We start from the raw sequence: 15,194 nt of genomic DNA, 5'->3' as shown, positions 1-15,194 counted from the left end.
AGAGTCTGCCCGGAGGCTGGCAGTTCGCGCCCGTCTCGCCACCCGCGTCCTGATCACCCCTCGCCTATGCCGTGACGACTTGGTAGCACACGAGATGGATGTCGTCGCGCCCGACGGCCGGTTCCACCGGAACGCGCGGCGCCCGCAGACCCTCGCCCTCGACATAGGCGACGATCTGGTCGACCCTCGCTGAGTCCGAGGCATCCGGGCGATCAAGGATCCCCCGCAGGGCTCGACTGACCGTCAAGGGCCACGGAGCCTGGAGCGCCTCGATGACGCGTTCCTGGACGGCGGGCTCGATCATCATCGCGGCGAACAACAGCGACACGGCGTCGCGCTGGGCCTTCGGCACCGCGGCGGCACGCGTCGCTGGATCGAGCTCGGCCTGGCGATCGGCGAGGATCGCATCACGGGCAAGATCCCACAGTTCGAACAGTCGGGCGCGAACGTCATCCGGCAGATTGCGTGCCGTCATCTCGGAACAGCGAGCGAGCCCGAGCAGCGCGAGACGGTCGGACGATAGATCGCCCGCGTCGAACGGCACGAACCGCCACTCGACGCGCGAGCCGGCCCGGGCGGCGAAGACGACACCGCTGGGCCGCGCGGCTCGGAACCCGGACCCGATGCCCCACGGCAGCGACTTGAGCTCGCCCTCGCGAGCCTGCATGAGCGCCTGCCGCAGCTCCTCACGGAAGACCTCCCCGCTGAACGCGTCCAGCTCGGCCTCCTTCTCGTCGATGAAGCCCGCATCCTCTGCGGCGATCCGCTCGATCTCGGCACGGGTGTCATCGAACACGCGCTCGACTGGGTCATCGCCCGGAATGACGACGGTCTCGACCCCGACCGCGGCGTTCGCCTGGGCGATCTTCCGCCGCAGGTTGGCTTCCAGATCCAGCAGTCGATCCAACTCCTGGTCGGGGAAGAACGTGTACAGGTGAACGACGTCGTGCTTCGATCCGATCCGGTCGACGCGGCCGTTCCGCTGGACGAGGCGCATCGGGTTCCAGGGCAGGTCGAAGTTGATGACCGTGCCGGCCTGTTGAAGGTTCTGGCCCTCGGCAAGCACGTCCGTCGAGAGCATCAGATCGATCTCCTCGGCGGTTCCGGGCGGGGCGCCCGACGACAATGGGACGAAGGACCAGACGATGTGTTGGCGGGTCTCGGAACTCGCCGCTCCCGTGGTAACGCCGATCCGGCTGCGGTAGCGAGCCATCCGCGGATCGGAAGTCGTCTCGAGGAACCGGTGGAGGTAGTCAACGGTGTCTGCGAAATAGCTGAACAGGACCACCTTGCGCTCGTCCGCATGCGTGGCGGCTCCGTCGATCCGCGCCAGCGTGTCGAGCAATGCGTCGAGCTTTGGGTCGTGGGCCGCGTCAATCGTCGTCGCACGCGTCAGCAGCGTCCGCAACAGATCGCGGTCCGCGACAACCCTCGCACGCAGATCGGCGGCGAGGTACTCGCTGGTCGGCCGCGCGTTCGGGTCTTCGACGAGGAGCATGTCGAGCTCCGCGTCGTCGAGCCCCGCGTCGAACGCCTCCGGTGACACCCGGGGAACCGCAACGTACCCGCGATCGAGAATCTCGAGGAAGCGGTCGTGCGACCCGATCATCTTCCCGAGCGTTCGCCGGAAGGCCTCGAGACTCGACTCGAACCGCTTGAGGAGCTGGCTGAGCAGTAGAGCGCTCGTGACCTGCTGGGCCGGTGCGCCTTCGCCACCGAGGCGGTAGAGGTCTGGCTGATAGCGGGCCATCGACAAGCCGCCGCCAATCGCAGTCGCGACCTGGTCGAAGAACTCACCGGCGTTCGCCGCGTCGGCGGGACGGGCGGAGTCGTAACCAACGCGATGGAGCTTGGGCGTTGGGAAGATGAGCGGGACGGGTCCCTCGGGGGTGTTGAGCGTCGCACCCGGGAAGAACCGCTTGATGTGTGTTCGGGTCCGGCGCACCGATACGGCGTCCAGGAGCGGGAAGAGATGTGCCGGGGTCAGCGCCTCGAGGTCAAGCCCCAGCGCTCGAACGATGTACTCGCGAAGGTTCGCGATGCCGATCTCAGCGAAGCGGCTCTCGGTCCTGGCGAAGAGCAGTAGCTGCCAGTAGAGGTCCCAGAGGCTGTTGTTCACCGGGGTTGCGGTGAGCATGATGAGCCGCTTCTCGACCCCGCCCGCGGCCATCAGGCGACGCAGCGCCCTGTAGTAGGTCGTCTCGGACGAACGGAAGGCGTGCGCCTCGTCGATGACGATGCAGCGGTACTCCGACGCATCGAGCTTGAGGTGCGCCTTACGCCCGTCGGCACGTCCCGGCTCCGGCGGGTCGCCGACCTGGAGGTCGTTGGCGAGTTCCTGGTAGGACACCACCTCGACTGCGTACTTCGTGTGGGCGGCGAGAAAGCCTTCCCAGTTCGCGTCGCGCAGGCTGGCCGGGGCCACGACCAGCACGCGCCAGCCTTTCGCTTGCAGGTGGAACTCGATGAGCCCACCGGCGGTGAAGGTCTTGCCAAGGCCGACCCCGTCGGCGATCAGCACGCCGCCCCAGCGGTCGAGGATCCGGAGCGCCCGAGTCACACCGAGTCGTTGGAACTCGGTCAGTTGGAGCGTCGCGCCGGGCGTGCGCGGCAGCTCGTCAACCTCCTCGGCCAACTCGGCGCCGTACAGCTCGTAGAGCATCCGCAGGTAGATGGTGTGCGGGTCGTAGTCGATTTCGAGGGCCCGGTACACGCCGGCTAGATCGAACGGCTCGGCTTGCTCCCAAAGATCGTCGAACCAGGCGCGAGCAGCCTTGACCTGGTGCGGCGCATAGGCGCCGAGATCGAGTTCGAGATTGTGGAGGAGGCCCGCCGCGGTGAAGTTGGCGGAGCCGGCGAGGACGCCGGCCTCGTCGCCGAAGATGAACGCCTTTCCGTGCAGGAACTCGCGTCGGTAGATCTTGACCTCGGTCGTCGGGCGGTCGAGGAACGCCACAAGGCGCTCGACCGCATTGACGGCATCGGGCGCGAATGGGACCAGGTCGCGATCGGCTTCCAATGATGCCCGCAGCTCGCCGAGCCGCTCCCGGAGCGGCTGCTCAGTAGGCGGTGTCCCCGGCAGGACCGTGCGGCGTGGGCGCGGCGGTTCGGGCTCGGAGCCGAGAAGGATCCGGACCCGCGGGGCGGCCTCGAGCGCGTCGGCGATGACCGAGAAGCCGCCGAGATTGAAGTAGCCTGAGGCGATTGCGATCTCGCGCGAGTGGCCGTAATACGCGCCGGCCTGGCGGATCGCCTCGGCGACGGTATTCGCGTCGCGGTTGTCGATGAACTCGCGGCGCTCGCCGGTCACGTCGTCCACCGATCGAAGTTCTCAAGGACCACGGCCCGCCGGCCGGGCGAGACGCCCGCCTCGGTCGCCGGGAAGTCCTCGAACATCAACTCGAGTTCATCGTGATCGAGCCCGTAGAGGCGCGCGACGACCGCGTCCAACTCGGCGATCATCGCCGCCTTCTCCCGAGGCTCAACGGGCCCGACGGGGACACCGACGGCGGCAGCAAAGTCAGCGTATCGCTCGTCGACGCAGGCAAGCCGACCGGCCAGAGTCACGACGCGCTCGCGGAGTGGATCGTCCCGCGGCGGACGAGGCACCGGCAGGCTGTTGAGGATGAAGTAGTTCATGTTCAGTTCGACCCTGCGACGGGCGAACCAATCGAAGGGAACGGACGCCATGACGCCCAACAGGTACGCCTGATCGCGTTCATCTCCCTTCGGCCACAACAACGAAGGCGCCTTGTTGTGCGCGAACACATGGGGCGGCGCCAGGCATGCGATCGCGGTCCGGGAGTTGGTGCGGTTCGTGATGTCGCGAAACAGGATTCGCGGGCCATGGTGCGGCATCGTTTTCGGGTCGCGGAGGACGTCGGGAAGGAAGTAGGCTCGCCAGACACTGGACCCTTGGCGCTTTCGCTGAAGTTCAGGAAGGCCGACCTCCGGCTCGAGAACAAAGCCGGGTTCGCCGTCCCGTTTCCAGAGCTCGGGTTCCCAGAGATCGAACGACTTGCCACCGTATACGGGCCAGACCTCGCCGGCTACTGCCCCGGGTTCCTTCAACAGGCCGGACTTGCGGTCGTTGGTGACGTGGAGCTCAGCCCAAGGCACGGCGCGCCAGCCGCCCTTCCCAGAGTCGAAGCGAGGATGGCTCGTCACGACCCGCTGGTAGAGGCGGGCTGCGGCGGCCGACGGCAGCAGCGGAACCGCTAGGTCAGGATGCGGGACACGAAGCTGCTCCAGCGTCCACTCGGTCCGCTCGGTATCGATCCGCAAGAAGGCTTCCCGGTCGGCCGCGACCGCCGACACCGACAAGGTCCGTACATCGGCCTGCCCGACCTTCGCGGCGACCAGGACGATCGTGTACCGATGCTCTGCGTCAGGAAAGACCCAGCCCCCGCTGTTCTGGAGGACATCGAGCAACGTCTTTCCAGCGCTGCCAAGGAGGCGTTCGCGGAACGGGGTCGTGCCATCTCCGGCAAAGGCGCTTCGTGGAAGGACGACGCCCAGTTGCCCTCCGTCGCGGACGAGGTCGAGGAACCGCTCGGCGAACGCCTTGTACAGGTCGGGGTCGCCGCTCTTCGTGAGCGTGTACTTCGCCGCCAGGTATCGACGGAGCGCCAGCTTGTCGACCACCTCAGCTTCGTAGCGCTCTCGGACGGTCGTATAGGTCGCCTCGAACTCCGCGATCCGGCGCTCCTGCTCGGCCTGCGACTTGACGCTCTTGATCCCGGGCAGGTGCCGAGCGTAGAAGCCGAGTCGCTCGACGGTCACCTCTTCCCACGGCGGATTACCCACGATGACGTCGAAGCCCGGACGATCTCGGCGCAAGAAGACGGTTGGGAACGCGAGCCGCCAGTGGAGCGCGGTCTGGTCTCGCGCTGCACGCCGGGCCCGGCTGAGCACGGGCTCCATGCCGGTCGTGAGCTTGCCCTCGATAATCTGCTCGGCATAGAGCTGCTCGAGCGTACTCAGGCTCTCATCGAGAAGCGGCCCGGCCGTCGCGACGTCGTAGTAGTCGTGGAGCCCGGCCGTCGCCTGTGCGAGCTCGAGTTCGAGCTCGCGCCCACGAGCGATGTCGCCCAGTTCAAGATCATCGATCGATGCGACCTCGGCGGCGCGCCCTCGCGCCTCTTCCTCATAGACCAGGGCAAAGAGCCCGATCATCGGAACGTCGCCGCCGACTCCGACCAGCGAGTTGCCGTGTTGGAGGTTCGCTCCCAGATAGCTCAGCGGTAACCCCGGAACGAGGCTGTGGAGCCACAGCCCGAGCCGCGCCAGCTCGACGGCCATCGCGTTGTAGTCGACGCCGTAGATGCAGCGCTTCAGGACGATCCGGCGAAGGAGATCAACGTCGGCGACCCGATCCCCGAGCTGCGGGGCGCCATAGCCATCGCCCACGATGTTGAGCCGCTCACGGGCCCGCTCGAGCTCTGCACGGACTGCTCGGTTCGGATGCGCCGCGAGATAAGCGGCGTACCGCTCGGTCAGCGCGTCGAGCCCGGCCACGAGGAAGTGGCCGGAGCCCATCGCGATATCGGCAACGCGGAAGTCGAAGAGCGTCGCGGCCGGCAGATCGAGATCGTCGCCGACGCGACCCAGGTGCTCATCGATCGCGGGCCGAAGGGCCTTGTCGATGAGCCGATCGACCGCGAACACCGGGGTGTAGTAGGAGCCCGTCGCCTTGCGCCCACCCTGTGGCGAGCGGATGTGCGGCGCACCGACCGGGACGTCGACCGCCTCTCCGGGCCCCGCCGCCACGTACGGCTCCCCTTCCGCGCGGCGGTCGATGCGCAGGTTCTGAGTGGCGAACGCGACCTCGTAGCTGAGGAGTCCCTCGTAGATCGTCCCGATGTGGCGGACGCCGAGATCGCCGAAGTCGACCTTGCCCGCCTGGCCGTCCGGACCGACATCCCAGCCGAGCGCGACGAGTGCCGGGCCGACGACGGCGTTCGGTAGCTCGATCCGGCGCAGGAGCCCACCATCGAGGCCGTCGTCCGCGAACAGGCCTCCGTCGTACGGCGGAACGCCCCAGTCGGCATTCCCGTGCGCCACGGCCGCGAAGAGCTGGTTCAGCTCGGACCAGAGACTCGTGGCTGTGGGATCGAAGGCCTGGCCGGACCGCTGGCGTTCGGCGGATGAGATGACCATTCGGGTGATCGAGTGCGTCCCGTACTCGGCGTTCCCCATCGGGAGGAGGTCGCGATCCTCGGCGTAGAGGAGAAAGAGGAGCCGGAAGAGCACGACGAGGGTCGCCCGGTACAGCTCACCCTCGTTGGGGCGGGGATCGACGCGTGCCCGTGCCGCCGCATCGATGCCGCGCACGAGTCGGTCGACGACATCCTCGTAGAGGCGCTCGGTGAACCGCTCGCGGAGGCCGACGGCATATCGGCCCGATCCTGACCGGATGCGTTCGAGGCGGCCATTCGGTCGGAGAGCGTCCGGGGCCGCGAGGGCGCCGAGCAGTGGCGCCCAACTCGCCGGCAGAAGGCTCGTGTCGAACTCGACATACGCGGCCGAGGCCGCGCCTTCGTCGAGCGACTCCTCGCCGCGCAGCGAGTAGATCCGCAAGAGCGATCCGGCGACGAGCAGCGCATGGTCGAGCCCAAGTTCGCGGGCGCGCTTGAGAGCGATCGCTGATGGCGGTGCGGCCTGGCCGGCCCCGACCCGGTCGAGGCTCGCCCCGTCGTCGTAGACATGCGCCAGCGCGACCGCGGTGCCACCGTCCTGGACCCGGTACTCCTTCGGGCCGGTCGTCTCGAGGCGATACCCGAGGGCGCGGATCAGCGCCTCGCCGACCTGGCCGAGGGCTCGATCCCCCCCCTCGGCCGCCTCGGTCCAGTCGGGCCGCGCCTCACGGCGGATCACCTGGGTCACGTAGTGGGTGCTGACGAGACCGCGGTTGCGGAACCCCGGAACCTGTCCGCTGCCCTGGGCGCGGTTGATCAAGTCGATCGCTCGCCGAGTCGCCGGGACGGGCAGCTCGTTGAGGACGCTCGCGAAGATGCGCTCGGCGAGGCTCAGGGGGATGGTCGCGACCGGAGGCGGTGTTCCCTCTGGACCGCAGACGAGGACCTGATCCGGGCCCAGCATCGTGAACACGATCACGGGCCGAGCCTGACCGGCGCGACGCGCGAGCCAGACCTGCCGCATGCGAGGGGGCGTCGGATTCTGGTCGAGCGCGACCTCGGCGATCTCGATCCCGACGCCCGCGGCGTTGAGTTGTCCCTGCCAGATCCGCGTCGCACGGCCACCGACGACGGAAACGTCGCGGAGGAGCGGCTCGCGCCCGAGATCCATCAGTCAGGATCTGTCTGGCGCGAGTAGCCGTCGCGGTTGCTGTTGAACGGCGGATCGAGGCAGACGAGGTTCATCGCCGTAGTAGAGGACGGTCGTCTTCACGGCCCGAGATTAGCAGGGCTTCCGCCCCCCGGATCGTCCACCACGAACACGGCGCCGAACGACACGACACGGACATGGCGGTGCGTCTAGAGATCTGGGCCGAAGTCCTCATGAACTTGCCGGACGAGCGCGTCCCAGGTCCCGTCGAGCAGCACGAACCCGAAATACTCGACCAGCTCGGCAACAAGTTCCAAAGCGATCGCGTGCCGCTCCTCGATCGAGCGAACCTGTTCGGTGGCGACCTCGCGGGTGACCCAGAGATCCACCCCGGATGTTGCCCGATGCGCCCGGGTGAACGGCATGAAGTGGGCTGGGTTCATCCACAGCCTCCGGCCAAGAGGCGCCACGAGAACGAGCCCAATGTGAACGCCGCGAGACTCTCGATGTCCACGGCCTGGCCGCGGAGGCCCGGGATGTTGCTCGCGTCCTCCCATAGACTCTCGCGGATGCGAAGCTTGAGCGTTCTCGAAGCCTCCGTGACGCTCAGTATCCGTCGGTCGTCCTCCCCGATTCCCGCTTCCCCGATCTCCGCTTCAAAGATCACGCGGCTCGGCTGACGGATCATGACCCCTTCACCGCCGCCGAGTCGATTGAGGTAGCGGGGAATCAGTGCGTCGCCCGATCGGGCGAGGATTGCTGCATTCGAGAGCAGGGTCTCAAGCTCGCGAATCCGTCGCGCAGGTGGTTCGGGAACGGGTCGCAGATCCGCTGCCTGAAGGGTCGGGTACCGCTGCAGAGCCGGCGACGCGATCGGATGCGAATCGCTGGACGCCTGGGCCGCCGATAACCCGGACGACGGCGCGAGCATGAGGCGGATCGCCTCACCTGTTGCCGCGACCGCTCGGATGATCAGCGACCGCATCTCTGGTCCGCGAGCGCGCCGACAGTCCATGGCATCCGACCTGACGTACACATCGCCGTTTCGGACGATGAGCTCCTTCTCCTCGTCCTGTCCGTCCTTCGAGCAGATGTGCGGCTCGCGCGCGAAGGGAGGGACCGCGATCACCCCGTAGGGAGTCCCGGCCACGTCGATGATCCGGATTTCCGCGGGGATCGGCGGATCGAAGTACTGCTGGACGAACTCATTGAGCTGCGTGACATCGGGGAGCACATCGTCATCAGCGAGCCCAACGCCTGCGATCGTCGGTTTGTCCGGAACGCCGATAACGAGGAGACCGCCGTCCCGGTTCGCCAGACACGCGATGTCTTTGGCGGTCTCGAGCTTGTTCCGCCTCGACTTCGACCAGTCGAGTCGCAGCTTGAAGTCCACGGACAGTGTTTCAACGCCGGCTTCCAGAACTTTCGCAAGCTGCTCCGAGCCGATCACTGCTCCAGATTAGCTCACGATACCGCGCGTCGAGTTGGCGTATTTCCGGCGACCTCGACGTGGTTCGGTCGCCTCTCATCCTGCGAGGGGTGATCTATTCTCAGGACGCGGCGCGGTGGGTCCTGCTGGTCTGCAAGCGAGCCAGAGTCCGAGGCGGCGGCAAGTCAGCGACCAAAGCCCAAGGACTGACCTCGCTCGCACTCCGGCGCAGGGACCGCGCCTCTCAGAAGACCGAAGAGGGCAGATACTCGCCATGGACCGTTCTGTCGTCGTCGGTCTGACGATCAGCGTTCTTGCACTTGCGGTCTCACTGACGACCTACTGGCGCACTGAGCTCCGTGGTCCGCGCACCGCCTGCTTATCCGTCCCCGGCTCGACGGTCGTCGCGATCGGCCGGGTGGATGATCCATCCCCCCGACTGCTGGTGAATGTCTGGCGGGACCTCCTTTTCACGAACGATGGCCACCGGCCTGCGTACATCTCGCTCGTGGAGTCCAAGATGCCAACTCTACCCGCCGGGTTGGCGGTACAGCGCGCAGACGTTGGGGTAGTCGACCACCTCGCGCCGGTCGCATTCCATCGGCTCGAGGCGCTCGTGGATCGCGACAAGCCCTTACGCCTCACCGTGGCGTGGTGGCTGGTTCTCTCCCTCGATGATGAGGGCCGGCTCCGAGACATCGTTCGCGATCCCAACGGTGCCCTGTCGATGGTCGTGGGCTGGACCGCCCTCGAGTCACTTTTCATCTGGCCGAGGTTCAAGCCGCGGGAGATAACTGTCCGCCCGATTGCATTCGCGGGCGAACTCATCGCCTGGAGAGAACGTCCCTACGGAATGTGAGTGGCTAACCCCGTGCGGACTGGGCCTTCAAACACCATGCGGACATCGCGGCGCGGTGATCTCAATCGTCAACACGGGCGACGATCGGGTTCGGGCGGGTCGGACTGCCCTGTTGGGAGCAGACAGTACGGCATTGGCCGCATCTCGTAGCCGTTCAGCTTCAGCGCCTGCTACGACCCGCTCGCCCGCGCGCCGTCACGCGGCAAGCCCAGCGTGAGTGGAGGCGGCAGGCTCGCCGCGTTGCCTGCACCGGATGGAGAGTGTGCCGCGAACAGGGGTCGTGCTTCACGTGCAGGAGACGACCTTGGGCGACGGCTGGGCAGCGGCGTGGCTGGCCGGGCCCGCAGTCACGAGCGTCGAAGCGACCAGGAGGACAGGAGAACCCACCTGGCCCTCTCCTGTCTGGAGCCAGAGTTCGGGACTCGTGGCAGCCCGCGGTCCGCCGAGAGCATGACCGTTCGTAGCGTCGACGTGCCGATGGACCGCGGTGATCGAATACGTGAAGAGCCAGTCGGCACTTCGTGTAGACCTCGACCTTCATCCCGATCAGGGCCTTGCCGTTGTTCACCTGCGAGGCCTGCAGGAGGGGGAGGAACATGCCTGGCCCTGTCGAAGACACGACACGCTACCGATGGGTTGTCCCGTCCGGCCCAACCCAGATGACCGAGGTGGAAGTCACGACGTACAGGCCGCCGCCCGGGGAGAGCGTGACCCATGGATAGGTGACGGTGCCCGGGATCGTGTAGGGCCATCCCGGGCGGAGGTGACCGTCCGGGACCAGTGCGGTGATCGTGTTCCCGGACACAAAGTAGGCTGTCCCGTCCGGCGCGAAAAGCTGAGCCCAGAGCGGCCCTTCCACCGTCGTTGGCCAGCTCGGGAGGACCCGGCCGTCGGGGCCGAGGCCCACCAGGCGGTTCGACCCGGTCTTGCCAGGCGGCGGCGCGACCGTGACGTATACGTCGCCGGTCGCTCCGATGTCGAGACCCACGATGATGCCGCCGCTCACCGGCACCTTGTAGACGCTCCAAGCGGCCCGCGCCGAACCGTCAGAACCGAACGCCAAGATCCGCTCGGCCGGATTCCCGCAACAGCCCTCTGCGGCATACAAAGTGCCGTCGGGTCCGAGCCCGAGGGTCGGGTTCCCGTAGATCGTCGGCGAGCGCCAGCCGCGTTTCGGGCTCCCATTCTGGTCGAGAGCGACAATCGTGCTCAAGACTGCCGGGCCACGAGGTCCGGTTCCGATGTAGATCGTCCCGTCGGCGGCGAAGACCGGCCTGTTGTACCAAGCCGATGCCGCGAACGGCCAGCCCGGCTTCACCCGGCCATCGGCATCGAGCGCGACGAGACCCGGTGCCCCTGTGACGTACACGGTCCCGTCGGGACGAACGGTGACCTGATGGTCGACAGGGATCGTTTGCGACCCGAACTTCACCGTCGTTGCCAGTCGATACGGCCAGCCTGACTTGAGCCGACCATCGGAGTTGAGGGCCAGCAGGCTGTCGCCGTCGGTCTTGGAGGAGAGGAGCGCGTAGACGGTTCCGTCGGGACCGACGAGCAACTGCCCAGTCGAGCCCGTTGTCGGATACGGCCAGCCCGGCCGTATCGCGCCGTCCGGACCGATCACGACGAGGTGGCCAGCCGTGCCGTCCTTGGTTATCGTCGCGACGTAGATCGAGCCGTCCGGGCCGAACGCGACGGTGCTCATGTAGGGATCGGGAAGGGCGACCGGCCAACCAAGTTTCGGCCGTCCGTCAGGCCCGAGTGCAAGGAGCGCATTCGGTAGAGTCGAACTCGTCGGGCTCGTGTACACGGTGCCGTCGGGACCGACCCAGACGCCACCGAGTGTCGTGCCCGTCGGCGCGTTGTACGTCGTCCAGGTCGCGCTCGGAGTCGCGGCCGCACCTTGGCTGGCTGCCGGTGGTGCGCTGACGGTCACGGGCGCCGTCGATGCGGCTCGGCTGGGTGTCGGCTGTTCAGGTCTTGCGGTTGGTGCGCTCGTGCCGCATCCGGCGACCAGCGCTGCCACGCAAAGGGATGTCAGGACCCCACGTCGATCAGCGGCAAGCACGACGCGCTTCTCCTTTCGGCGGCTGGTAGGGCGGCGCCTTAACTCTGACGGCACCATGTCTTCGTCGCGCAGTCACAGGTGCGACGAATCGCTTGTCGCCGATTGCAGCCCACCGACGATACTCGTCTGTCGCGCGCCCCTGCGGGAAGAACCAGCAGCGACCTGTCCCCACCATCCGCGCTTCCTGCGGGCAAGGGCCCAGCAGGCAGCTGCGGCGAGATACGCGCGCCGAGTTCACGACATTCCTTTGAGCAGTGCCGAGAAGAAGGGCTTCGGCCGGAGCTGGCCGTCGAACGGCGTCGCTGTCGGCGCCGGCGCGCCCGGACGCTGGAGCCACCTGTCGGCCACGCCATCACCGATCCCCCAGACGCTGAAGTCGCGGCACACGCCGGAGTCGCGCGCGGCCCGCAGCATCGATGCCGCGATCTTCGCCTGAACAGCGTACCGGTCAGCGAGCGTGCCGGGCACGTCGGAGAGGTCGATGTCGAGCGAGGTGACGGCCACCGGCAAGCCGTACCGGCGCATCGTGTCGCGCACGTCCGTGGGATCGGGCGGGTTGGCCCCGTCGAGGTGCATCTGCAGGCCCACGATGTCGACCAGGCCCTTCGCCTCTAGCCTGGTCACAGTCTGCATGGTCAGGTTCGTAGTGATGCCCGCCGCCGTGTGGTTCGCGGTGTCGCTGAAGTTGAGCACGGCCGACGGGTCGGCCTTGCGGGCGGCCGCGAAGGCCACGTCGATGTAGTCGTAGCCGAGCGCCTGATAGAAGAGATCGTCGGTGGAGTAGGGCGCGACGTACGGCTCATTCACCACGACCCACTCGGCGATGACGCCGCGGTACTGGCTGACAACCGCGCGCACGTGCGCCTGCAGGATTGCCGTCAGCTGCGCAGCGGAGAAGTGGCCCTGCACGAGCCACGATGGCAGCATCGACGTATGCCCAAACACGACGGAGTCGGCCCGCACACGCATACCGTTGGCCTGCGCGAAGGCGACCAGCCGATCCATGACCGAGAAGTCGTACTGGCCGCGGGCGGGCTCGACCTCGTTCCAGTCGAGCCCCCAGGAGAGGAGACCCTGGTTGAACTGGGCCCGCACGATCGACTGCCAGTGCTGGTCATTGAACTCCCAGCCCGTGAGCTCGACCCCCACCCGCCAGCCGATCCGATCCGCCAGCTCGCGGAGGGTCCAATCAAGCCCATCCTTGCCCAGCCAGCTCCAGGGCGTCGCGCCCCCGATGTACTGCGCCCGCCCGACCGCCGTGCCCGCGGCGTTGAGTGCCAGGACCCGGCCGTCGGCGGCAGGCGCAACACGCGTGGCGCCAGTCACGACGCTCGGGCCCGGCGCCGGCACGTAGGGGTCGACCGTGAGGAGCGGGGTCTTCGCCCCCTTCGGCTGGAGTGGCACCCGATCGACGAAGAGGACGCCCGCGGCAGCGGTGAGGCGGTCGGCGAGGCTCGCCGTGAGCGGCCGGAGCGTGACGCCCGTGCCATCGGCGAGGACGACCGCGCCGCTGGCGGCGTCGAGCCGGGCGCCGGCGACCGCGAGGAGCGGGCTGAGCGCCGCGGCGGGCACGACCCCGAGCTCGAGCCGCGGATTGCCGTCGATCGGCCGGGCCGGATCATCGATCGCGATGAGATACGTCCCCTCGGCGAGGTGGCTCACGACGAGGAGGGCTGCACCGGTCCGGACGGTGAGCCCCGCCGGGAGGGCAGCCGCGATCACCGTCGTCGGTCCCCCGTCGGGCAGGCGGGCGAGAGGGAGGCGGACGAGCGGGAGCGAGAGGTTCGGGAAGAACCGGCCGAGCTCCACCGCGCCGGTCACGCCCGACCAGTCGACCGCGGCGAGGAGGTAGCCGAGCGCCGCGACCGGGTCGCGCTCGGGCAACCCGCCCGAGCCGCCGGCCCTGGCCACGGCCTCACCCGCCGCCTCGAGGTCGATCACCGCGAGGGCGACACCACCGGGAACGGTGAGTGTGTCGGCCGTCCCGAGGGCGGACACCGCGTCGGTGAGCGCAGCCCCATCGAGCGGCGGGATCGACGAGGGGGCCGGCGAGGCGGGCGACGGGGTGAGCGGACTCGCGCTCTCGGCCGGGCTCGGCAGCGGAGCCGTCCCGCATGCCTCCCCGAGGAACAGCGCCACCGCGCCGAGCGAGCCGGCCTGGAGCAGCTGGCGGCGGGTGAGGAGCACAGCGGGCTCCATCAGCCCAGGCCCGCCTTCTGCTTCAGGACATCGAGCAGCGCGAAGTAGGCAGGCTTGGGAGAGTAGTTCGCGTCGAGGATGAGGCCCTGCGCGTCCGGGATGTGGATGTTGTTACTGTCGAACAGCGAGACGGCGTCCGTGAACCCGAACATGCAGAAGACCGACCCGGTGTCGATGCACGCCTGGAGCGCGTTCCGGTATAGGTTCGCCTGGGCGGTCAGCCGGTTCGGCACGGATGGCAGTCTCTTGGGTCTTCCGCTCCAGAAGGGGTAATGCTCGCTCATCGCCACGGTGGTCTCGGTAGCCATCGCGCGAAGTCCAAGACCATGCACCTCCCTGATCAACGTCTCCATCGACGCCAGCGTCGGGGGATCGTAGATCCAGAGGTGGTTCTCAAGACCGGCGACCGAGACCGGGACACCGCCGCTCTTCAGCTCCGATAGCAGGCGAATGAACCCGGCGGCGACCGGTGCGTAGGTCGGGTTGTCGAGCTCGACGACGTTGTTCTCGTTCAGCAGGAGCGCTGCATGTGGATCGGCCGCATGGGCCCATTCGAACACGCTGCGGATCAGCTCGTCGCTGAACGGGCTCCCGTACCAATACTTGTAGCGGGCGTCACCGTACAGGCGCCCCCCGGCGACCTCGTTCACCGCGCTCCACGATTGGATCCGGCCCTTGTAGCGGAGCACCCGCGCCTGGACAAAGAATCGGACCACCTTGAGGATGGCGTCGGGCGAAGCCGCTCCCGCAGTCAGGTCCGTCGGCATGTCCTGCGGCCACAGCAAATGCTGGGCATGCACCCGCATGCCGTTCCGTTCGGCGAAGCCGATGAGCGCATCGGCGGCCGAGAAATTGAGCTGGTCCTCGTACGGAATCCGGCCGGCCGACAGCGCGGCGGACACCTCCGGCCAGTGCTGCGGAATGGTCCGCCAGTCAAGCCCCGAGAAGACCCGTCGTATGTCCAGTTCCCCGTCGATGGCGAGCAGGTTGGCTATTTCGGGGGCCGCACGTCGGTAGCGATCCGAACTGTCGAGACCGTAGGTGACGACCTGTGAGCCGATCGTGACGTGGGCGCGATCCGCCAGCTCCCGTAACGTGGGTGTGGGCAGCAGCGGGGGCGGGCTCGCGGGCTCGACCGACGGAGCGACCGACGAGGTAGAAGGGGGCGATGCGCTGGCAGGCGTGGCAACTGGCGTGGCGGTCGATGCAGGGACTGCCGTTGCAGGCGGCGTGTCCTTGGCTTGCGTCCCGCACGCCTCCCCGAGGAGGAGCGCCACCGCGCCGAGCGAGCCCGCCTGGAGGAGCTGGCGGCGGCTGAGGGGGCGGGCGAGAGCCAGTCTCGGTTCCGGGGC

At 67.8% G+C, this 15,194-nt stretch carries 8 protein-coding genes; 1 reads left to right on the top strand and 7 read right to left on the bottom strand.

Translation table 11 applies throughout. The annotated features are described in order from the left end of the window. Positions 1-64: 64 nt before the first annotated feature. From IVW53_01360 to IVW53_01345, 4 genes are all read right to left on the bottom strand, one after another. Positions 65-3,319, bottom strand: coding sequence for a DEAD/DEAH box helicase family protein (locus IVW53_01360; protein MBF6604218.1), 3,255 nt, complete (start codon positions 3,317-3,319; stop codon positions 65-67). Next, positions 3,307-7,308 (bottom strand): hypothetical protein, encoded by a 4,002-nt coding sequence (locus IVW53_01355; protein MBF6604217.1) that lies wholly within the window; start codon positions 7,306-7,308, stop codon positions 3,307-3,309. The genes IVW53_01360 and IVW53_01355 overlap by 13 nt, the downstream gene beginning before the upstream one ends. A gap of 188 nt (positions 7,309-7,496) precedes the next feature. Further along, positions 7,497-7,730, bottom strand: coding sequence for a hypothetical protein (locus IVW53_01350; protein MBF6604216.1), 234 nt, complete (start codon positions 7,728-7,730; stop codon positions 7,497-7,499). Next, positions 7,727-8,680: an ATP-binding protein gene (locus IVW53_01345; protein ID MBF6604215.1), complete on the bottom strand. Its 954-nt coding sequence runs from the start codon at positions 8,678-8,680 to the stop codon at positions 7,727-7,729. Before IVW53_01345 ends, IVW53_01350 begins: the two co-directional genes overlap by 4 nt. Before the next feature lie 310 nt (positions 8,681-8,990). Here IVW53_01345 and IVW53_01340 point away from each other — a divergent pair, with 310 nt between their 5' ends. Further along, entirely contained in the window at positions 8,991-9,575 is a 585-nt protein-coding gene (locus IVW53_01340) for a hypothetical protein (GenBank protein MBF6604214.1), read from the top strand. A 625-nt stretch (positions 9,576-10,200) separates the two neighbouring features. On the opposite strand, the gene IVW53_01335 is transcribed toward IVW53_01340, so the two are convergent. The 3 genes from IVW53_01335 to IVW53_01325 all read right to left on the bottom strand — a co-directional run bounded on the left by IVW53_01335 (position 10,201) and on the right by IVW53_01325 (position 15,119). Beyond that, positions 10,201-11,511 (bottom strand): hypothetical protein, encoded by a 1,311-nt coding sequence (locus tag IVW53_01335; protein MBF6604213.1) that lies wholly within the window; start codon positions 11,509-11,511, stop codon positions 10,201-10,203. Positions 11,512-11,877: 366 nt separating this feature from the next. Next, positions 11,878-13,842, bottom strand: a complete 1,965-nt coding sequence (locus tag IVW53_01330) for an endo-1,4-beta-xylanase (GenBank protein MBF6604212.1) — start codon at positions 13,840-13,842, stop codon at positions 11,878-11,880. Next, positions 13,842-15,119 carry an endo-1,4-beta-xylanase gene (locus tag IVW53_01325; GenBank protein ID MBF6604211.1) on the bottom strand — a complete coding sequence of 426 codons (1,278 nt, stop codon included), beginning with the start codon at positions 15,117-15,119 and terminating at the stop codon, positions 13,842-13,844. The genes IVW53_01330 and IVW53_01325 overlap by 1 nt, the downstream gene beginning before the upstream one ends. Positions 15,120-15,194: the final 75 nt, after the last annotated feature.

It is taken from the genome of Chloroflexota bacterium, from assembly GCA_015478725.1.
Lineage (GTDB): Bacteria > Chloroflexota > Limnocylindria > Limnocylindrales > CSP1-4 > C-114.
This window is presented reverse-complemented; position numbering and strand designations above follow the sequence as displayed.